Origin of the sequence: Psychrobacillus sp. FSL K6-2836 (genome assembly GCF_038003085.1) — a bacterium.
Lineage (GTDB): Bacteria > Bacillota > Bacilli > Bacillales_A > Planococcaceae > Psychrobacillus.
In genome coordinates, this window is the sequence record NZ_JBBOOM010000001.1 from 2,508,661 (window position 1) to 2,527,247 (window position 18,587).

Sequence of the window (18,587 nt, forward strand, 5' to 3'; positions counted from 1 at the left end):
GATTAACAATCAACGCTGGCTTTCCCAAAGTTTTTTCACTTTCTTTTTCACTTGGGGAATCTTTTTACCTTACTGGACTGGTTGGTTAGTGAATGATAAAAATTTAACCGTTGCTGATGCGAGTATGATTATGGCTTTTGGCTTAATCGCCCGTGCAGCCTCCACCATGTTTGTTTTTCCTTTTATGTCCAAATATATGAGTAATAAAAAAATAATACTCAGTTTAACTATACTGTCCCTACTCGCAACGATTTTGTATATTCCTGCAAAATCTAGCATAGTGCTACTTATTATTACTTTATTATTCAGTTTAGTGTATCCAACCTTACTTCCTGCAATTGAAAGTAGTGCCTCTGCACTTGTGCAACAGGCAAAGATTCATTATGGAAAAAGTCGTTCCTATGGATCAATCGGATTTGTTATTGCGGTTTTAATTATTAGTATTTTAACTGGATTTTGGGGAGAGCAAGCAATTCTATGGAGTATGCTTGTTGGATTAGTTATTTTATTGATGAAGCTATGTATGCCAACTCCGGCTATTTTACTTACGAAACCAACTGTAGAAGATAGAAAAGAAAAGCTATCGATGAAGGAATTATGGAAGGTCAAAACATTTCCTGTTGTATTGGTTATCGTATTTTTACTACAGGGTGCTCATGCGGCCTATTACAATTATGGATATATCTATTTACAAGAATTGCAAGTGAATTCGTTTTATATTGGAATGATTATTAACATTGCCGTACTTTTTGAGGTTTTGTATTTTTTGAAGGCAGATAGCTTTTTAGCTAAATGGAGACCTTCCTCGTTACTCTTATTAGCTGGGATCGGATCTACACTACGCTGGGTCTTAATCTTTATGTTCCCAAATGTCGGTATTTTTATTGTTTCACAGGCATTGCACGCTCTGTCTTTTGGGATGGCGCATATTGCTTTCATCCGTTATTTAAATTCATCCTTACCGAAACACCAAATTGCCAATGCGCAGGGTATTTATTCGGGATTGGCTTTAAGTTTAAGCACAGCTGTTCTAACATTCGCTGGGGGATATCTATATGAAATCCAACCAGGTTTATCTTTTCTAGGAATGGTTTTATGTACTATTCCGGCAATCATTATTATTCTTGCCACACGTAGAAGGTTAAATTACTAAGCTAATGAAATTGTGAAGAAATAGTGAACTAATATAATAATAATATTCATTTCGAATTCAAAGTAATTGCAAGTCTACTAAAAAATCTGTTAGCATTACAGATGTTATTATAAACATTGGAGGAATTTAAAGTGAATATTTTAGTAGTTAAAGCAAACAACCGCCCTTCTGCAGAAGGTATTTCTAGCAGAATGTACGATACATTTATGGAAAATTTAGAAGGTGCAAACGTAACAACTTATGATGTGTTTGCAGAAGACATGCCTTTTATCGGACAAGACCTTTTTAATGCATTCGGTAAATTATCAGATGGATTAGAGTTAACAGAATTAGAAGCTCGTTTAATCGCTGCTAAACAAAAAGCAATGGACGCTATAACTGCTGCTGATGTAGTAGTATTTGCATTCCCGTTATGGAACTTAACGATTCCAGCACCATTACAAGTATTTATCGACTATATTTACCAAGCTGGCTTCTCTTTCAAATATGATGAAAATGGTCAAGCAGTACAATTATTAACTGACAAAAAAGCAGTTATCTTAAATGCTCGTGGTGGTATTTATTCTTCACCAGAAGCAGCACCAATGGAAATGGCAGTTAACTACATGAAAAATGTATTAGGTGGCGTTTTCGGTATGCAAATCGTAGATGAAGTAATAATCGAAGGACATAATGCGATGCCTGCACAAGCAGATGCAATCGTTGCAGAAGGTTTAGAAAAAGTTAAAGCTGCTGCTGCAAAACTTTCTAAACAATTAGTATAAAAATATTAATAGGCGTTCATGGAGTCTTTCCCAAGACTTTATGAACGCTTTTTCTATTTTGAATTCTACAATCGAATTGTTCAATAACAATTCAACTTAAACTATCTAGGAAAACTGGATAATCATACTTCCCAATTCCTTATAAAAAAGTTTATATCATAAGGATTAAGGGCATCTTTTATATATATGGAATATAAAGGAGAGGTTAGTAATGGGAAAAACAGTTGCTGAAGTAATATTGGATCAGCTGTCTCACTATGGAGTTAAGCGTATTTATGGTGTCACGGGAGATACAATCATTGGACTATTGGATGCATTAGCTAAACAGGATAAGATTGAATTTATTGCAGTGAAACATGAATCAGTTGCAGCATTTATGGCTTCTGCTGAGGCAAAGCTGACCGGAAAACTTGCTGTTTGTACGTCTACGATGGGTCCAGGAGCAACGAACCTTCTCAACGGGTTAGGAGATGCCTATGCGGATAAGGCACCGGTACTAGCACTGACAGGTCAAGCACCATTAAATAAAATTGGAACAGACTTTCAGCAATATGTAGACCAGCAAGAGCTTTTTAAGCCATTTGCTAGTTACTCGGCAAATTTAGCAAGTGAAGATGCAGTTGTTGAATTACTACAAAAAGCTACTCAAATTTCATTGCAACAACGTGCTGTTACGCATATATCTATTCCAAAGGATTTATTTGAAAAAGAAACTCAGGTAAAGGCTCGACCGCTTCCTAAAGTAATCGAGGGAGCAGAGACGTTCCAAAGGGATGATTTGACAGAAGTAGCTACCCTGATGAAAACGGCAAAGCTCCCAATGATTTTAGCTGGTGCAGGAGCTCAGAAAGCTACGGAGGCAATCGTGAGTTTATCTAAGATATGGGGAGCTGGTATTATTACGAGCTTCGGTGGGAAAGGGCTTTTTGAGGAAGCAACACCGTATCTTCTCCAAGGAATTGGTGAAGGAGGAAATCCACATACTTCAGAAGTTTTTAAAGAGGCCGATGTTATACTTCTTGCAGGTGTATCCTGGTGGCCGGAAGGTTATGTTCCTAAAAAGGCTAGAATTATTCAAATTGATACACATATAGAAAGTGCTACAAGTGGTATTCCTGTAGAACTAGCTATTAAAGGCAAAACAGAGCAAGTCGTTCCACTACTACAGGAATTTATCGATGGATATGAGCCGAATAACGAATGGCTTAATCGTATCGAACAAATAAAAACAAAATGGGCCAATGAGAACGAACAGGAAGGGGAAAATAACGATTACCCACTACATCCTTCACGTATTGTTCGAGCGTTAGAGAGATCAGTTGCGGAAGACGCCATACTAGCAATAGATACCGGAGATGTAACGGTATGGATGAATCGTAATTTCCGTCAAAGCAAGCAAACCATGCTGTTTTCTGGTTATTGGCGCTCTATGGGGTTTGGGTTACCAGCAGCAATCGCAGCTAAAATGGAGAAACCAGATAAACAAGTCGTTGCTATCGTTGGAGATGGTGGTCTCGAAATGGTGCTTGCAGACCTTTTGACTGCCACTCGTTACAATTTAGATATTACAGTTTTTGTGTTTAATAATGGCTCTTTACAAATGGAAAGCGACAAAATTCAAGCTGCAGGTTTAAAGGAAGTAGGAACTAAACTAACAAATCCTGATTTTGTAAAGGTAGCAGAGGCATGTGGTTGGACAGCATTTGGAGTCGAAGTAGAGGAAGAGTTAGAATCTACTATCCAAAACGCAATTGGAACAGGGGGACCAACTTTAGTTAATATACTAACTGCTCAAGCGTTCTTTCCAGAAACGGAATAAATGGCATCAGGTTAGGTTGAAATAAGCATGCAGGTTAGTAATAACTATTCCTCATAAAAAAGCGATATCTCCATTGAAATTGGAATGGGGATATCGCTTTTGTTGGTGTCTAACTCCAGCGTCCAGCGCCTAGCCCTGCGAGAATGTCGGATAAAGGAAAAGGACGCCTTTACCGTCATTTTTCCAACGCTTGCTCCTGCGCAAAGCTCGTCGCAGTAAAACATGTGCTCTTGCGCAAGCTAGTCGCAGAAGAACGTTGTCGGGGCTCACATAGGTGCTTCGACTTTTCGAGTTAAAACATTGGGAATACATATGAGATTAAGAACCAAAGGACACCAAAGAATATGATTAAATATGCAACGTATTTGATGAAAGTAGCGCCAACCATTCCGGAATCGGTTCTTTCCTCGCGATGTACTTCTACACGTTTTTCTTCCTCCATTTTAGTTCACTCCTACCGTTATTGTCTTATAGATTAGGTACCCATCGGAAGAATGTGGTAAACATCTAGACACAAATAGAGTAGTCAAGTAGTTGAATGGAGACTAGCAATACATTAGAATGGAGACTAATAAGTGAATGGAGGAATAATATATGGAGGCATTACCAAATTGTCCAAAATGTAATTCAGCATATACATATGAAGATGGAAGTAACCTTGTCTGTCCAGAATGTGCACACGAATGGTCACAGCAGGCATTAAGTGATAGTAATGAGGAACAACAAATTGTAAAAGACTCAAATGGAAATGTCTTAAATGACGGAGATGCAGTAACGGTCATTAAAGATTTAAAGGTAAAAGGAAGTTCTTCTACGTTAAAACAAGGTACTAAAGTAAAAAGCATCCGTTTAGTAGAAGGAGATCATAACATCGACTGCAAAATTGATGGGTTCGGTGCGATGAAACTAAAATCGGAATTCGTGAAAAAGATTTAAAAAAAGAATTGTAGGTGTAATATTATATGATTAAAACAACACTTGGACAATTAAGGATCGCAGGCATTTTAGATGGTATATCCCTAGTAATCCTTCTATTTATAGCAATGCCACTTAAGTATTGGATGGATATACCAATGGCAGTTACGATTGCTGGCTCTGTCCATGGTTTTATCTTTGTGGCGTATGTGCTTGTTATTTTATATGCACAAATACGATTAAGATGGAATATTATTTGGTCTATGTTAGCTTTAGCAGTAGCATTTATTCCTTTCGGCAATTTTCTCTATGACTGGCAATTAAAAAAGATGGAACCGCGTTTCCAAAACTAAAATGAGGTTGGGACAGAACCCCAAAACAGCATTTTCTCTTGAGAAAAATGCTTTTTTTTTTGCTGTGCACAAAATTGATTTCCATTCCAGGGACGCTTTCCACGGGCGTGGCCTGAGCCTGTAGTCTCAGGCGTCACGCTATTCCCGTAGGAGTCGCCCCTCCATTTCAATCAATTTTATTAAATATCCATTATTTAGTAAAGGTTTCTCTTTATCCAATAAAATTTCTACTTCTGTCCCAGTCTCGTATTTCAAATCTTTCTTATATCAAGCCCATTTTGCCTCGCAAATCAATCGCTGTTTTTGAAATCTCAATACCTGTAACATTTAGTCCATTTACAATAAAAACCTTTGTATTTTTACCACACCCTATACCAAGTGCTGGTATATCCTTAATATTTCTTTAACAATTGGTATTCATCTTTTTAAAAACTTTAGTTACTCACTAATTTTAGCTAAATACTCTCCAGCCACTAGCATTCTGGAGCCGTACCAAAACATTTCGCCATCAACTAAAATTATTTCCGTATGAGGGAGAAATGCTTGGAACTCAGCTAGATGCTTTTCTTTAAACGGAAATGGTTCAGAGGCAAGTAACAGTTTATCGAGCTGGGCATTTGCAAGCTGCTCTTTTGTCACCGCAGGATATCTTGACTCTTCATTTGTGAAAGGGTTTTGAAAGCCCATTGTATTTAGCACATCATTTATATAAGTAGAACCACCTACAACCATATAAGGTTTTCGCCAAATAACATATGCAGCTTTTCCATTCTTTTTACTTTCAATAGTTTGAAAAGATTTTTGGGAGGAAGCTAAAAGAAGGCTTGCAGCATCTTCAGTTTTAGTAACCTCACCTAGTGTAGTGATAAATCTATATGCATCTTGTATGGATTTTACCTCTAATACAAAAACGGGTGCTATTTTTTCAAGCTCCAGTACCATTTCTTCCGTATTTTCCTCTTTCTCTGCCAGGATGAGATCTGGTTGAAGCTCTTTTACTTTTTCAAGAATGACCTCTTTTGTTCCACCAACAATCGGTACTTGGTCAACTATGTCTTTAGGAAAGATACAATATTTCGTCCTCCCTACAATTTTCTTCTCCAAGCCTAGAGAGAAAAGTGTTTCTGTAATAGCGGGGCATATGGAAACAATACGTTTAGGCGACTTAGGAAGAACTGCTTTTCTACCAAGGTGATCCGTTACTTCGTGTGTCATCATACTCCTCCTTTAATAATTCCATTATGTATTTAGTTCGTTGAAGGTAAAGAATTCTCCTTTACATTTCGATAAAATAAATAAAAACCAAGGAGGTCCATTAGACACTCCTGGTTTTCGAGCTTGCATAATTATTTTTTCTTCTTGTCCTCATTCAATTTCTTTTGTCTCTCTGTTTTTCTTTCTTCTAAAGCATTTGTATTGATCATTGTTTTCCCTAAAGTGAGTAATGTAATAAACATCACTCCTGTACCTACAACCAGGTAAAGCATTGTGAATATTTTACCTAAATCGGTGGTAGGTGATAAGTTTGTATTCACACCAGTTGGGATTAGACTTACAACGCAGAAGTATATGGCGTCTAGGACACCCCATCCTTCTTTTTTCGTGTAGAAGAGGGTACCAGAAAGAATTATAAGAAATAAAGTAGTAAAGAGAGACAAGAACATAGGATTTTTAAAAGACTTCACTAAAGCTTCTAGAAATCTTTTTACAGTTAACACAAAGGACAACATACTAATTTCACCTACATATTAGATTTGTATTTATGTAGTATATCAATAAATGTCCCACTCTACTTAGAATAAGTATAGAGATTCCTTATTAGATTGTACGACACGACACAAATTGGATTAACTGTTGTGTGTAAAGCTTTCCCATTCTTCTCGTAATATCCCCATCCGAATCGAATCATAGTAATGCCCATTATAATAACGTACTTTACGGATACGTGCTTCCATCGTCATTCCCAGTTTTTCGCCAACCCGGATCATCCGCTGGTTACCTGACCAAGTTGTATATCCAACTCGAACAAGAGGTAAAGTAGTAAATAAGTGATTCATCCAAAGGCTTAGTGCGCGGGTACCTAAACCTTTTCCCCAGCTACCAGCTTCATGAAATCCAATGCCCATTTCCAACCATCTGGAAGGTTCATGCTCCCAATAATAAGAAACAATTCCTCTTAGCACACCATCTACTTCGATTCCCCAGAAGTCTTCACGATCAATATATGAATCAGCCTTCTCCATAAATTTGTCATATGGTACTGATTTATATTCATAGTAGGGGGCATCCCACTTTTTCCACTCTGGCTTTTCATCCTTGCACATTAATTCCCATAGTCGAGTTAAATCTTCGTGTTTAATAGGTCTGATAACTAATTCTTTGTCTTGATACAAAATTATTCCTCTTTTCATTCCGTAGTTTTTTTATAGGTTTATTGGATTGAAAAGAGATGGAAAATTATCCTTTACTTCTCAATCACCTGTAGAACGTTGTTCATATTGACCACTCCTTTATAGTTATTTAAATTAAGTATATATAATAGTTCGGAAAATTCATATATTTAACAGGAATAAAAGTAGAAATGGCGAATTTAAAGTAGTGAGGTGAGAGGATGACTATTTATCTAATCAGGCATTGTAAAGCAACAGGACAAGAGCCATTGGCGGGGTTAACTAACGAAGGAAAAGAAAATGCTTTAGAGCTGGTTCCTATTTTAGAGAAATTTCGCATCGACCATATTATTTCCAGTCCATATAAAAGAGCGCTGCAAACAATTAAGCCATTTTCGGAAAGTAAAAGAATCCCTATTATAATAGATGAAAATTTACAAGAACGGGTGCTTAGTTCTGATCCTATGGAGGATTGGTTAGAACAACTGGAAAGAACATTTATAGAGAGAGATTTAATATTTTTAGGTGGAGAGTCTAGTAATCACGCATTAACACGTATAAGAAAAGTGTTGGATGAGGTTTTCGAAAATGAGCAAATGGAGCACGTTGCAATCGTTTCTCATGGAAATATATTGTCCTTGCTCATTAATCACTATGATCCAACGTTTGGATTTGCTCAATGGCAACAGATGAAAAACCCAGATATTTTTGCGCTAGAGCAAGATAATGGCATGATAAGTATAAACAGAATGGAACAATAAAAAAATCCTGTGTATATAATGACAGGATTTAAGACTTAATTATTATAATTCTTTCGTGCTAGGTGGAATTCGGTTACCGCTCATTTGTCGTTCTTGTTCTTGCTCAGCAATAATATCGTTATCCTCAGCGTTATCTCGTGTAACTTTTTGGGTAAGGATTGCTCCAACTGCGACTAAAATCATGACTGCAATATAATATCCTTTTTCATTTAGCTGCAAATTGTCTGCATTATAAAGACCAATGCTGAACATGAACACACCGGCAAATAACGTAAAGTAAGCGAGTACCGTAAACGCCATCGTATTTCTTCTGCGGTACTTTTTTTGATTCATGTCATAATCCCCTTTAGATTGGTTTTCACTACTATTGTATGTATATTATTCTATCAGAAATGAATGAAGATGTGAAATATTCAAAAAATAATATATTTGTAAAGTAAGGAGTATCAAAGTGTCTTTATCCAAAAAGGTGTTTTGTTTTCTGTGCTTGTCATGCAGTAGTACCAATCCGCTAAATTACCGTAGAGTTGATGATGGGGAATCACTCATGAAGGATTTTTATATCCATTCGGATATTACAAATTTTTATGGCAAATAAAGGTGGAGAGAATATGATTCAAACAGATGAGTTGAATATTAGAGCTATGAGCGAAAGCGACTATCCTTACATGGCAAAATGGCTAAATGATGATTTGGTCATAGATTATTACGGTCCAAGGCTTACATTAGAAGAAGTGATTGCTAAGTATGGTCCGAGAATCAACAAAGAGCATTACCCTGCATCGTGGAATATAAAGATAAACCGATAGGCTATATACAATATTATAGAACCCCTAAAGATCAATTGGAAATGTACGGTTATTCGGTGGAAGAGTCTATCTATGGAATTGACCAATTTATCGGAGAAACAGAATTATGGGGTAAAGGGATAGGAACTCAGATGATTAGTGGTTTGTTAGGGTGCTTGAGTTCGAAGAATGGTGTTTCTAAGGTGGTTCTAGATGTTAAAAGTACAAATTTACAGGCTATAAAATGCTACGAAAAATGTGGTTTTCGAATTGTGAAAAGTTTAGAAGATGATCACTTTTTAATGGAATGGATGATATCTTGAAAATAGATGATTTAAAAAAAGAGTTCTTGTCGCTACAGTCATTCATTTATTTTGACGAAAATGATTTTCTGCGGGAAAAATGCTCCGATGAGGTTGCATTACAAAAGGTAATAAGGGATTTTGAGAAAGCAATTTTCGAAGGTACCAATCGATCTCAAACAGAGGAGTTAATATTTCTATATGGCACTATAGGAAACTTGTATCGTATAAAAGGAGAAATGAAACCTGCGATTGAAGTACTGTCTAAAGCAGTTGAATTAAGTGAAGGGAATAAACAGATAAGTAATCTGATTCGCCTGGGAGAAGCGTTGAAATATGCAGACCAATACCAGCAGGCTCTGAGTATATTTAATGCTGTGATAAATCAATGTAAGCAGGAACATTCACAGCTTTTAGACTTTGCTTATCAGCACAAAGGGAAATGTCTATTAGAGCTAGAAGAAATAAGTGAGGCGTATGAGTGTTTCCAAAAAGCAATGGATCTAAGAGTACGAAAAGGAGATGAATCACTTATCGATTCAACACAAAAGGCATTAAATTTTGTTAAACATCATGGGGGATTAGAATGAACTTAAATATACTAGAGCATTCAGAAATACAAACTTTAACCTCTAGATTAAATGCAATTCAATCAATCCAGGGGAATCCTATGGGGGTCCACCAGTTAGTAAAAGGCATAACCCATGCTTTTGCTGTTAAACATATTCCAGGTCCAGCCTTTAATACGGTTCGAGGATTGAATGAACAAGATCTCTTACATATAGAAGAAATCTTTCGTTTCTATGAGAATCTTTCGATTAATTTTCGTGTCGAGATTGCTCCTCCGAACAGTTCCGAACTGTTATTTAGAAAACTAGCTGAGCTGGGGTTGTATCAGTCTGGCTTTCATGCATCTTTTATAGGAGAAATTAAAGACCTAAAGAGGAGCATACCGCCCTCTCTAGAAATTCGGTCTCTAAAGAAAGATGAATTTGATTTATTTGCTTCGATTTACGTAGCTGCATTCGGGCTTCTCGCTTTTATTCAAGATGGGATCAAGCAAAACAATGAAGTTCTATTTGAAGTTCCGGGCTGGGAATTTTACGTTGCATATAAGCAAGAGGTTCCAGTCGGAATTGCGGTTCTATATGTGCAAGGAGAACTCGCAACTTTAGCGGCGGCTGCAACTTTACCCAGTTATCGGAATATGGGAGTACAGTCTGAATTGCTTCAAAAGCGGATTGAAATAGCAATGGAAAAAGGAGCACGGTATATAACTAGTGAGGCTGCATACGGAAGTGGAAGTCATCGAAATATGAAACGAGCAGGACTTAAACTTGCCTATACAAAAGCAATATGGAGCAAATTTTAAGGGGGGGATTACATGTTTTATAGAAGAAAGTTTTATATTGTAAAAGAGGTTTTTGTGGAAAACTTTAATAGACTTTTCAATGAAATTAATTTACCAAATCAGCTAAAGAACGGTTCTCGATTAGTTGGAAGATGGATGCTTGATGCAAAAGAAAATAATGTGGAAGTATTTGCTATATGGGAATACGATAGCTACGAGGATTATGTGAGAATTGAGTCCAACATAAGATGCGACCAAGAACATGTAGCCCGTGTGAAAAATTGGTATGACGAGCATGGTGGAAAAGAGTATGTACAACAAACATTCTTTGTAGAAGTTAAAAATGAAGCTTTAAGTTGTACAGTCAATATAGGTTAGATAGAGGTGATAGTAACATGAAAAGTATCTTAGCATTTGAGACCTCCGAGGAAGCCGTTAAATATGAAAATATTACAAAAGAATTAATGGCAAAACTAAAAAGTTATCAGCAAATATTGGAACAGAATTTTGAATTGGCGACTATTCCTAAGGGAGTACTCTGGACAAAGGGGGAGCTGGCAACTACTACATTTTCGACTATACCAATACCAGCATTCACAAGAGAAGATTTCATTTATATGTCCCCGATTTTGAAAGAGTGGCAAAACCTATTGGTCTCTCAATTGGATGGTAAGGTCATGCCCCATATTCAAAGTTTTTATGAAAACTTTAGTAATGATCAATTATTTGTCATTCTGGCCCATGAACTAACGCATCATATTGACTTGTTCGTAGATGAATTTGAGGATGACCGACATGATAGTATTTGGTTTGAAGAAGGAATGTGCTTTTATTTGCCTAGAAAGTATTGTTTAACTGAAGAACAATTTGAAGAAATAACTGCTATTGAACTAGAGTTAGTTAACATTTTTACAGAAGACTATGGTGAGAATGATTTGGATGATTTCGGTTCGATGTCTTACCAGGGGTCACTTTCAAGTATTATGTTTGATTATTGGAGAAGTTATCTAAAGGTTAAATTACTTGTTGAAAAGATGAATGGGGATATACCTAGTGTATTTAAGCTGTATAAAGAGTGGCATAAAGAAGGAAGAGAAACTTCATTAGTCCAGTATTTTGAAGATATTTTAAAAAAATCAGAAGAGGTGTTGTTATGAAACAAGCATTATTAATCATTGATGCACAACAGGAGTTAATAGAAGGGAATGACCAGGAGGGGAGTGTATTTCAAAAAGAACAGCTAATTGAAAATATTAATTTAGTAATTACAAAAGCTACTGAATCAGAAGCTTTGGTAGTTTTTGTTAGGGATACAGATGTGGCAGAAGGAAAAGGTGAAGGGTTCCAGGTACACAGGGATATTACTATACCAACAGACTCAAAGACATTCGATAAAGCTGCAACTAACTCATTTTATGGAACAGGTTTAAAAGAATTTTTAGAGGATCAGGATGTTAAGCATGTAGTTATTATGGGCTGCAAAACGGAGCATTGCATAGATACGGCAGTACGCACTGCAACCGTATCACAATTGGATGTAACGTTAGTTGGAGATGGACATTCAACAACAGGTTCATCAGTTCTTACAGCAGAGCAAATCATTAATCACCATAATATAATACTACATGGACATTATAATGTAGATAATTTTTCAATGGTTAGAAATACTGCCGAGGATTTGTTTCAGCCAGAACATGATACGCATCGATAAGTGATATGTTAAAAATATTTTTGGTGAGCGTACCTTTTCAGTCTATTTTTCCGTTTATATAAGTGAAAGACAAATTTGAAGGAGGGGTAAACATGCGGCCGCTTGTTGAAAAAACTCCGAATGAATTGAATGAGGAATTTGAGCTGGCTATTAAGCCTTTTATGCACAGTTTAAGAAAGTATTGTTTATCCCTAACGCGTACTAAATGGGATGGAGAAGACTTAATGCAGGAGACGATAGAAAAAGCATATATTAGCTGGATGAAAATGCCTAAGCAAATGACAAAGTCCTATTTGTTTCGAATAGCCTCCAATGCTTGGATCGACAAACATCGTAAACGAAAAATAGATGAAAATCTGCACCAAGACATGTCCAATTATAACTATCAAGAGGGACCTTCAGAAGAGTTATTTACAAAAATCTATGCATTACTACATGAACTGTCTGCAAAACAAAGGATAGTGGTATTACTTATCATGGGTTTTGGCTACTCATCGAAAGAAACTGCGAGCTTACTTTCGGTTAGTGAAGGTTCTATTAAAGCTGCTCTTAATAGGGCTAGGAAAAATGCAAGGCGAAGATACAATGAATCCTTTCAATATGATGTTGAAGACGAAACGACTATGTCTTATTTACAGGCATGGAGCAGTGGCGATCCGAATGCCGTTATTCGTGTTTACCAGAATAATCAGCAACAACCGTATATGCGAAGCGGAAAAAGAGCTCCTGTTTCCAAAAGCCACTCTATCGTTCAGTCTTACGTACAGGGTAACTCTTCTTATGTGCTAATCTCATTCCTACAGAAAAATGGCGAAGTGCTAATTGTTCCGTTCTATCAACCAGAAGTAGCTAGGTTATTATCTCAGTTTACTTTTTGGAAAGAAGAGGAGCTTTTAGCTATAGCATAGAAAGGAGAAAGAAAATGTCTAATCTTATTCCATATGTTGTAGAGCAAACAGGACATGGAGAGCGTTCTTATGATATTTATTCGAGACTATTGAAGGATCGCATTATTTTCCTTGGATCCGAAATCAATGACGTCGTTGCAAATAATATCGTGGCTCAGCTGTTATTTTTAGAAGCAGATGATCCCGAAAAGGATATTTCTTTATATATCAATAGTCCAGGAGGTTCGGTAAGTTCCGGATTTGCGATTTATGATACGATGCAAATCATTAAACCAGATGTCCGTACGATTTGTACGGGAATGGCTGCCTCGTTTGGTGCAACCATATTAGTTGCAGGTGCAAAAGGTAAACGTTTTGCCTTGCCAAACAGTGAAATTATGATCCATCAACCACTCGGAGGAGCACAAGGCCAAGCGAGTGATATTGAAATCAGTGCTAGACGTATACTTCTGATGAAAGAAAGGATTAATCGTATTTTTTCAGAACGAACAGGTCAAAGCGTTGAAAAAATAGCCAAAGACTCCGATCGTGATTATTTCATGACAGCAGAAGAAGCAATGAGTTACGGCATTATCGATCAAATTGTATAACGATATAAAACTCTTCACCCTACTTGGTGAGGAGTTTTTTTAACCTATGGCAGTTAAGACTACAGCAATGCCATTAAAGACAGCGTGTATAATCATTCCAGGATATATAGATTTAGTTTTTTCATACGTCCAAGAAAATATAGCACCTGAAAGGAAATTGATTGGCAAGGCATTATAGGTAGGAATATGTACAAGTGTGAATACAAAAGAACTTAGTAATATCCCAGCTTGCACCCCCCACTTGACTCTAAACCATCTATAAAGAAAGCCTCGATAGAAAATCTCCTCATAAACAGGAGAAATGATAGCAGCTGAGACGAAAGCGATGATAATTGACCAGATTCCCATATTATTTTGTAGGCTTTCTGTCTTTGTATTTTCTGTAGTCCCACCAAGGAGCTCCATTAAAATAACGATTACTAAACTAATTACTATTAAAAATCCAGTCCAAAATACAATAGACTTCCAATATGAGGTTTGGAAATTGTTGAAGCCGACAGCTCGCCATGAGAGGTTATGTGGTCTCAATGCAATGACAGAAACTCCTACAGTAAAAATTATAGCCATAAAAAGTCCTGTTAACGTGCCTGCATAAAGACTGTCTTCAAACAAAACGTATAAAGCTTCCTGTAACAGGTTCTCCATAACAATAGGGACAAATAGGAAGGTGATCAATAACAGTAGTACGAGTTCTTTCCAAGACCAATACATCGATTTAAAAGAAAATTCTTTCATTTTATAATTCCTCCAATAACTAAATATGTTATTTTTAGAATAAGTGGTGACGTAACGTTACCTGCAAGACATTTTATCTGGGGGGATGAATTTGGTTAACTACACTACAGGAGAGGTATCAAAAAAACTTCATATCTCTGTTCGTACTATTCGGTATTACGATCAAATAAATTTACTTAAACCAACGATGATTCACGAAAGTGGTAAACGGCTTTATTCTGAAGACGACCTATTATTACTCGAAAAGATTACTTTGTTAAAAGCAGCTTCGCTTCCGCTAAAGGATATACAGCAGATTATCGAGCGAGTTTCCACTGCTAACATACTTCAGTTGCACCAAGAACGACTAAAGACAGATATACAACAATTACAGAAATCCCTTGAGCATACAAACACTTTACTCAATATTATGAAGCTAGAAGGGACACTTAGGTGGGAAGAATTAGTACCGCTTTTCCAACAACATCAAACATATAGTAAGGAAGATGTATGGAAGAAAATATTTGATGAAGAGGAAAGAGCAACTTTAAAGTCTAGCTTGCCGAAATTAGAAGCAGATCCAAATGACATAGTGAAATGGATCAATCTTATGAAACGAATAGAAATTTGTTTGGCAGAAGGGAAATCACCGAATTCTCCAGAAGGAAAAATTATAGCAGAAGATATCCACATCTTATCGAGTACTACATTTGCTAATGAAGATCTGGCCGATAAATTCTGGGAAGTTCGAAAATCAGAAGATGCATCCGAAGCGTTAGGTCTCTATCCTGTTCGCCAGGAAATACTTCAGTTTATAGAAGAAGCGAGTAAAGGTATTTCTGTTTCTACGTCGAAATAATTTAGTAATAAATAAATTACGGGGTGATAGTTGTGTTTAATGAGTTAGAGATTGAGCGGTTAACTTCTATAAGTGAACATTCTGAGGAACTTTCAGAGCTGCTTATACAAGTGGTAGGAGATGGGGGATCTATTGGTTTCTTACCGCCATTGGAGTTAGTGGATGCGATGAAATACTGGGAAGAAGTGTTGAGCCCAAATGTATTTTTATTTGTTGCTAAACTAAACAATCGAATCATCGGTAGTATCCAGTTACATATATGCACTAAGCCGAACGGACTTCACAGGGCAGAGATAGCCAAGCTGATGACCCATCCACATTATCGCCGAAAAGGCGTTGGTCGTCTTCTGATAGAAAAAGCAGAAGAGATTGCTGTGAAAGAGAAAAAGTCGTTATTAGTTCTAGATACAAGGGAAGGTGATCCTTCAAACCATTTATATAATAATTTAGGCTATATAAAAGCTGGGAAAATTCCTAACTATGCAAAATCAGTAAGCGGAGAATTGCATGGTACTAATATATATTATAAGGAATTAGAATCTTTTTAATGTAGAATCAATAATAGATAACCTAATCATAGAGATTGATTTTTTTAGTGAGTAGGAAGATATCAATTTTATATAGGTAAAAGGAAATGCATACAAGTGTTTGTATGCATTTTTTTTATTTTAGTGAGTAAATAGACTTGATTATTTAGTTGTATTTTAATGAAAAAAAGAATTTATATGTAACTTTATGCCCTCACAGTAAGTCGCAACTGTAGAGTTTATGACTATGTTTGTAGAAAAAATAGAAGTTATGAAGAATCCGTTTCCCGCAAATTTAGCTAAAGTATAATTATGTTAATCTTCTATCACTAACTAATTATCCATGAAGGAGAACCAGAAGGAAATATAAACTAATTAACTATAAGGAGGTACTTATTTCTAAATTTTTAGGTATATAAGTTTATAAGAATGAACAGTATTCTTGGGGCGACGTTAAAGGGGTGCTAACGCTGAAAAAAGTTGTAGGAATTATTTTAGTATTTTTTGTTCTACTAGGATCCAGTACCATTTATGCCAGTGGCTTGCCACGAAACTCCCTTTCTAAATGGTATGATCAATCGTTCCAAAAGGAGAGTGAAGGAAAAGTTGCTTTAGATAAAGTAGAAAAAACCTTTGAAGAAGTAAATACTTTTATATTGGAAACATTAGAAAGTTATCAAACTACTATTCAAGAGATAATTGAATATCAGATAAAAGATTCAAAGGCAGGTATCGAAGAGTATCAACAGGAAGTTAAAAGCCAATTAGACGATGCAGTTTTTGAGTTAAAGGAAGAAAAAATCGGTGACTATATTGACAATGAAGCAATAGAAAAAGAAATTGATCAAGATATTGATGAAGTGTTAATAGAAGTTTTTGGTAAGTAGGACTCATTCATAAAAAAACTATATTATAAGGGGATATTCATATGTTGAAAACAGTTAAGGGAAAAGTAATCGCAGGAACAGTAGCAGTAACACTATTCGCAGGAGCAGGAGTAGCTTTCGGGGCATCCGATGCAGGAACAAATTTGCAAACTTGGTTTAAGTCTCAATTTACTACTGCTAAAGCAGATATGAAATCAGATGTTCAAATTTATGCTAACGAACAAAAAGAAGTATTAAAGGCAGAGTTTAATACATTAAAACAAGGGGCTACTAATGATATTAACGGAAGTAAAGAATCATCCAGTTTAACGGCGATCACAAACATTGATAATGAACTTGATAAACACATTGGTTCGATTGACACGAAAAAAGTAGAGATTGAAGGTTATATGACAAGTCAATTTGCAACAATCCTTGAAAATGCTGAGGACAAAATTTATGATGCTGGGACAGAGTATTCAAAAAAAGCTTCAGACAAGATGTATGAACATACTGGTGAAGTAGGTTCTGCAGCTCTTGAAACACTGAATACTGAACTTACAAAGAAGAAAGATGAAGCTCTTGAAGAGTTACGGGTTGCAATTGAGACGGCAAAATCTGAACTTCAAACACAGTTAAATGACCAAACATATGATACTACGGAAGAAATTAAGGATTTAATTGATACGAGAGTTGGAGAAGTTCGTATTTGGGTTACTTTCATGACAGACTTTGCGATACAAGAACAAGAAGAGGCTATTGATACTAAAGCTCTAGAATTAGAGAATGCTGCTAAAACAGCAATGCAGGGTCTTATTGACGGTATTTAAAAAATAGTTTTAATAATAAACAAGGGCCTTCCTATTTTGAGGCCCTTATTCTTCTGATTGGAGGAAAAGACATGCTAAGTAAAATAGAAAAATATAAAACTATGCACCCTTTAAGAAAACTATTAATTATACTTGGAGCAATATTTTTAAGTGTTAGCCTTGGAAGCAGTGTTAAAACTGCTCTAGCAGATGTAGACGTTCAACTATTAATGGCAAACTGGTTCTCGAAAAAACAAGATGAATCAATTAAAGAAATAGATTATGCGATTGCAACTGAAAGAGACGCGTTAATGGGACAATTAAAAGAACAATTAAAAGCAGAAATGCAATTAGCCGAGGAACAACTTGCTGAGTTCACAGCTACTCAAAAACAAACTCGTATTGCAGCGTTACAAGAATATGCTAATAACATAAAAGCAGGAATGACCATTGATAATAGTGAACAAGAAGCTGCGATTATGAAAAACATAGATATCATTTTAGAAAATGCAAAAGCGCAATTAGATGGTCAAGTCGCTCAGTTAAAGTTAATGCCTGTACCAATACCTGAGGCAGCACCGATACCTGCTCCAGTGGTTGTTCCGGAAGCAACTCCGATTCCAGAAACACCGCCAGCTCCTATAGAGGAAACGAAACCAGTACCTGATACTGAGGTAATCCCGAAAACAGAAACACCACCGAATCAAGAAGAGGATACATCGATACCTCCTGTGCGAGAAGAACCTTTCGTAAACCAATCTATGGAGACAGATGTTGTATCGGGAACGGAATAGTTTGTTGTTCTAAATAATTCAAAATTACAATGAATACTTTCTGTCACTGATGAATCATACTACTTTCTAAAAATAAAATACCAGGTAAATTAACAACTAATATTGTTGATTTACCTGGTTTTTATATTTTGGAGTAAAAATAATTACTTTAAAGAGAAAAAAGTGTTGCTTTAAAACGTAATTTAATTTACTATTAAAAGTAACGAAGGAGGG

Annotated in this window: 26 protein-coding genes and 1 pseudogene; 20 read left to right on the top strand and 7 right to left on the bottom strand. The window is 36.2% G+C overall.

Annotated elements, in window-relative coordinates; translation table 11 throughout:
• Position 1 precedes the first annotated feature (1 nt).
• The 3 genes from MKY37_RS11875 to MKY37_RS11885 all read left to right on the top strand — a co-directional run bounded on the left by MKY37_RS11875 (position 2) and on the right by MKY37_RS11885 (position 3,736).
• Positions 2-1,153: a 3-phenylpropionate MFS transporter gene (locus MKY37_RS11875; RefSeq protein WP_340779915.1), complete on the top strand. Its 1,152-nt coding sequence runs from the start codon at positions 2-4 to the stop codon at positions 1,151-1,153.
• Positions 1,154-1,284: 131 nt separating this feature from the next.
• Positions 1,285-1,917: an FMN-dependent NADH-azoreductase gene (locus MKY37_RS11880; RefSeq protein ID WP_340777283.1), complete on the top strand. Its 633-nt coding sequence runs from the start codon at positions 1,285-1,287 to the stop codon at positions 1,915-1,917.
• A gap of 211 nt (positions 1,918-2,128) precedes the next feature.
• Complete coding sequence (locus MKY37_RS11885; RefSeq protein WP_340777284.1) at positions 2,129-3,736, top strand: thiamine pyrophosphate-binding protein; 1,608 nt, start codon at positions 2,129-2,131, stop codon at positions 3,734-3,736.
• A gap of 292 nt (positions 3,737-4,028) precedes the next feature.
• Here the strand turns inward: MKY37_RS11885 and MKY37_RS11890 are convergent, their stop codons facing one another.
• The gene (locus MKY37_RS11890) at positions 4,029-4,178 is read right to left on the bottom strand and encodes a hypothetical protein (protein WP_340777286.1); all 150 of its coding nucleotides are present in this window, start codon (positions 4,176-4,178) and stop codon (positions 4,029-4,031) included.
• A gap of 152 nt (positions 4,179-4,330) precedes the next feature.
• Between MKY37_RS11890 and MKY37_RS11895 the strand changes: the two genes are divergently transcribed.
• Positions 4,331-4,672, top strand: a complete 342-nt coding sequence (locus MKY37_RS11895; RefSeq protein WP_340777288.1) for a zinc ribbon domain-containing protein YjdM — start codon at positions 4,331-4,333, stop codon at positions 4,670-4,672.
• A gap of 26 nt (positions 4,673-4,698) precedes the next feature.
• Positions 4,699-5,004: a DUF3817 domain-containing protein gene (locus tag MKY37_RS11900; RefSeq protein WP_340777290.1), complete on the top strand. Its 306-nt coding sequence runs from the start codon at positions 4,699-4,701 to the stop codon at positions 5,002-5,004.
• A gap of 268 nt (positions 5,005-5,272) precedes the next feature.
• Here MKY37_RS11900 and MKY37_RS11905 read toward each other — a convergent pair.
• The 4 genes and pseudogenes from MKY37_RS11905 to MKY37_RS11920 form a co-directional block, all read right to left on the bottom strand.
• A pseudogene (locus MKY37_RS11905) lies at positions 5,273-5,407 on the bottom strand (SAM-dependent methyltransferase); the annotation flags it as partial.
• Positions 5,408-5,442: 35 nt separating this feature from the next.
• On the bottom strand, positions 5,443-6,219 hold the full coding sequence (locus MKY37_RS11910) for an ABC transporter substrate-binding protein (protein ID WP_340777292.1): 777 nt from the start codon (positions 6,217-6,219) through the stop codon (positions 5,443-5,445).
• A 131-nt stretch (positions 6,220-6,350) separates the two neighbouring features.
• Entirely contained in the window at positions 6,351-6,734 is a 384-nt protein-coding gene (locus MKY37_RS11915; protein ID WP_340777294.1) for a potassium channel family protein, read from the bottom strand.
• 117 nt (positions 6,735-6,851) lie between these two features.
• Complete coding sequence (locus tag MKY37_RS11920; RefSeq protein ID WP_340777296.1) at positions 6,852-7,397, bottom strand: GNAT family N-acetyltransferase; 546 nt, start codon at positions 7,395-7,397, stop codon at positions 6,852-6,854.
• A 218-nt stretch (positions 7,398-7,615) separates the two neighbouring features.
• On the opposite strand from MKY37_RS11920, the gene MKY37_RS11925 reads away from it, so the two are divergent.
• Positions 7,616-8,155: a histidine phosphatase family protein gene (locus tag MKY37_RS11925; RefSeq protein ID WP_340777297.1), complete on the top strand. Its 540-nt coding sequence runs from the start codon at positions 7,616-7,618 to the stop codon at positions 8,153-8,155.
• 42 nt (positions 8,156-8,197) lie between these two features.
• Here the strand turns inward: MKY37_RS11925 and MKY37_RS11930 are convergent, their stop codons facing one another.
• Positions 8,198-8,488, bottom strand: a complete 291-nt coding sequence (locus tag MKY37_RS11930) for a YiaA/YiaB family inner membrane protein (protein ID WP_340777299.1) — start codon at positions 8,486-8,488, stop codon at positions 8,198-8,200.
• 278 nt (positions 8,489-8,766) lie between these two features.
• Here MKY37_RS11930 and MKY37_RS11935 point away from each other — a divergent pair, with 278 nt between their 5' ends.
• The 9 genes from MKY37_RS11935 (at position 8,767) to clpP (ending at position 13,805) form a co-directional block, all read left to right on the top strand.
• Positions 8,767-8,964 carry a hypothetical protein gene (locus MKY37_RS11935; protein ID WP_340777301.1) on the top strand — a complete coding sequence of 66 codons (198 nt, stop codon included), beginning with the start codon at positions 8,767-8,769 and terminating at the stop codon, positions 8,962-8,964.
• Positions 8,940-9,266 (top strand): GNAT family N-acetyltransferase, encoded by a 327-nt coding sequence (locus MKY37_RS11940; protein WP_340777303.1) that lies wholly within the window; start codon positions 8,940-8,942, stop codon positions 9,264-9,266. Before MKY37_RS11935 ends, MKY37_RS11940 begins: the two co-directional genes overlap by 25 nt.
• The gene (locus tag MKY37_RS11945; RefSeq protein WP_340777305.1) at positions 9,251-9,835 is read left to right on the top strand and encodes a tetratricopeptide repeat protein; all 585 of its coding nucleotides are present in this window, start codon (positions 9,251-9,253) and stop codon (positions 9,833-9,835) included. Before MKY37_RS11940 ends, MKY37_RS11945 begins: the two co-directional genes overlap by 16 nt.
• Positions 9,832-10,617, top strand: coding sequence for a GNAT family N-acetyltransferase (locus MKY37_RS11950; RefSeq protein ID WP_340777307.1), 786 nt, complete (start codon positions 9,832-9,834; stop codon positions 10,615-10,617). The genes MKY37_RS11945 and MKY37_RS11950 overlap by 4 nt, the downstream gene beginning before the upstream one ends.
• 12 nt (positions 10,618-10,629) lie before the next feature.
• Positions 10,630-10,974: a cytoplasmic protein gene (locus MKY37_RS11955; protein WP_340777309.1), complete on the top strand. Its 345-nt coding sequence runs from the start codon at positions 10,630-10,632 to the stop codon at positions 10,972-10,974.
• Positions 10,975-10,991: 17 nt separating this feature from the next.
• Positions 10,992-11,753, top strand: a complete 762-nt coding sequence (locus tag MKY37_RS11960) for a hypothetical protein (protein WP_340777312.1) — start codon at positions 10,992-10,994, stop codon at positions 11,751-11,753.
• Positions 11,750-12,307 carry an isochorismatase family protein gene (locus MKY37_RS11965; RefSeq protein ID WP_340777315.1) on the top strand — a complete coding sequence of 186 codons (558 nt, stop codon included), beginning with the start codon at positions 11,750-11,752 and terminating at the stop codon, positions 12,305-12,307. Before MKY37_RS11960 ends, MKY37_RS11965 begins: the two co-directional genes overlap by 4 nt.
• Before the next feature lie 92 nt (positions 12,308-12,399).
• Entirely contained in the window at positions 12,400-13,215 is an 816-nt protein-coding gene (locus tag MKY37_RS11970; RefSeq protein WP_340777318.1) for an RNA polymerase sigma factor, read from the top strand.
• Positions 13,216-13,229: 14 nt separating this feature from the next.
• On the top strand, positions 13,230-13,805 hold the full coding sequence (gene clpP, locus MKY37_RS11975; protein WP_340777321.1) for an ATP-dependent Clp endopeptidase proteolytic subunit ClpP: 576 nt from the start codon (positions 13,230-13,232) through the stop codon (positions 13,803-13,805).
• 39 nt (positions 13,806-13,844) lie between these two features.
• Here the strand turns inward: clpP and MKY37_RS11980 are convergent, their stop codons facing one another.
• Positions 13,845-14,540 (bottom strand): CPBP family intramembrane glutamic endopeptidase, encoded by a 696-nt coding sequence (locus tag MKY37_RS11980; protein ID WP_340777324.1) that lies wholly within the window; start codon positions 14,538-14,540, stop codon positions 13,845-13,847.
• Between the two features lie 91 nt (positions 14,541-14,631).
• Between MKY37_RS11980 and MKY37_RS11985 the strand changes: the two genes are divergently transcribed.
• The 5 genes from MKY37_RS11985 (at position 14,632) to MKY37_RS12005 (ending at position 18,374) form a co-directional block, all read left to right on the top strand.
• Positions 14,632-15,378, top strand: coding sequence for a MerR family transcriptional regulator (locus MKY37_RS11985; protein WP_340777326.1), 747 nt, complete (start codon positions 14,632-14,634; stop codon positions 15,376-15,378).
• Between the two features lie 32 nt (positions 15,379-15,410).
• Complete coding sequence (locus tag MKY37_RS11990) at positions 15,411-15,926, top strand: GNAT family N-acetyltransferase (RefSeq protein WP_340777329.1); 516 nt, start codon at positions 15,411-15,413, stop codon at positions 15,924-15,926.
• Between the two features lie 440 nt (positions 15,927-16,366).
• On the top strand, positions 16,367-16,792 hold the full coding sequence (locus MKY37_RS11995; RefSeq protein WP_340777331.1) for a hypothetical protein: 426 nt from the start codon (positions 16,367-16,369) through the stop codon (positions 16,790-16,792).
• A gap of 41 nt (positions 16,793-16,833) precedes the next feature.
• Complete coding sequence (locus MKY37_RS12000; protein WP_340777332.1) at positions 16,834-17,601, top strand: hypothetical protein; 768 nt, start codon at positions 16,834-16,836, stop codon at positions 17,599-17,601.
• A 71-nt stretch (positions 17,602-17,672) separates the two neighbouring features.
• Positions 17,673-18,374: a hypothetical protein gene (locus tag MKY37_RS12005; RefSeq protein WP_340777334.1), complete on the top strand. Its 702-nt coding sequence runs from the start codon at positions 17,673-17,675 to the stop codon at positions 18,372-18,374.
• Positions 18,375-18,587: the final 213 nt, after the last annotated feature.

What these genes read in the sequence shown, in the direction of transcription:
- MKY37_RS11960 (WP_340777312.1), top strand. Translation starts at nt 10,992, where the DNA reads ATGAAAAGTATCTTAGCATTTGAGACCTCCGAGGAAGCCGTTAAATAT.
- clpP (WP_340777321.1), top strand. Translation starts at nt 13,230, where the DNA reads ATGTCTAATCTTATTCCATATGTTGTAGAGCAAACAGGACATGGAGAG.
- MKY37_RS11925 (WP_340777297.1), top strand. Translation starts at nt 7,616, where the DNA reads ATGACTATTTATCTAATCAGGCATTGTAAAGCAACAGGACAAGAGCCA.
- MKY37_RS11900 (WP_340777290.1), top strand. Translation starts at nt 4,699, where the DNA reads ATGATTAAAACAACACTTGGACAATTAAGGATCGCAGGCATTTTAGAT.
- MKY37_RS11885 (WP_340777284.1), top strand. Translation starts at nt 2,129, where the DNA reads ATGGGAAAAACAGTTGCTGAAGTAATATTGGATCAGCTGTCTCACTAT.
- MKY37_RS11955 (WP_340777309.1), top strand. Translation starts at nt 10,630, where the DNA reads ATGTTTTATAGAAGAAAGTTTTATATTGTAAAAGAGGTTTTTGTGGAA.
- MKY37_RS11910 (WP_340777292.1), bottom strand. Translation starts at nt 6,219, where the DNA reads ATGACACACGAAGTAACGGATCACCTTGGTAGAAAAGCAGTTCTTCCT.
- MKY37_RS12005 (WP_340777334.1), top strand. Translation starts at nt 17,673, where the DNA reads ATGCTAAGTAAAATAGAAAAATATAAAACTATGCACCCTTTAAGAAAA.
- MKY37_RS11930 (WP_340777299.1), bottom strand. Translation starts at nt 8,488, where the DNA reads ATGAATCAAAAAAAGTACCGCAGAAGAAATACGATGGCGTTTACGGTA.
- MKY37_RS11970 (WP_340777318.1), top strand. Translation starts at nt 12,400, where the DNA reads ATGCGGCCGCTTGTTGAAAAAACTCCGAATGAATTGAATGAGGAATTT.
- MKY37_RS11980 (WP_340777324.1), bottom strand. Translation starts at nt 14,540, where the DNA reads ATGAAAGAATTTTCTTTTAAATCGATGTATTGGTCTTGGAAAGAACTC.
- MKY37_RS11950 (WP_340777307.1), top strand. Translation starts at nt 9,832, where the DNA reads ATGAACTTAAATATACTAGAGCATTCAGAAATACAAACTTTAACCTCT.
- MKY37_RS11890 (WP_340777286.1), bottom strand. Translation starts at nt 4,178, where the DNA reads ATGGAGGAAGAAAAACGTGTAGAAGTACATCGCGAGGAAAGAACCGAT.
- MKY37_RS12000 (WP_340777332.1), top strand. Translation starts at nt 16,834, where the DNA reads ATGTTGAAAACAGTTAAGGGAAAAGTAATCGCAGGAACAGTAGCAGTA.
- MKY37_RS11935 (WP_340777301.1), top strand. Translation starts at nt 8,767, where the DNA reads ATGATTCAAACAGATGAGTTGAATATTAGAGCTATGAGCGAAAGCGAC.
- MKY37_RS11915 (WP_340777294.1), bottom strand. Translation starts at nt 6,734, where the DNA reads ATGTTGTCCTTTGTGTTAACTGTAAAAAGATTTCTAGAAGCTTTAGTG.
- MKY37_RS11895 (WP_340777288.1), top strand. Translation starts at nt 4,331, where the DNA reads ATGGAGGCATTACCAAATTGTCCAAAATGTAATTCAGCATATACATAT.
- MKY37_RS11945 (WP_340777305.1), top strand. Translation starts at nt 9,251, where the DNA reads ATGGATGATATCTTGAAAATAGATGATTTAAAAAAAGAGTTCTTGTCG.
- MKY37_RS11965 (WP_340777315.1), top strand. Translation starts at nt 11,750, where the DNA reads ATGAAACAAGCATTATTAATCATTGATGCACAACAGGAGTTAATAGAA.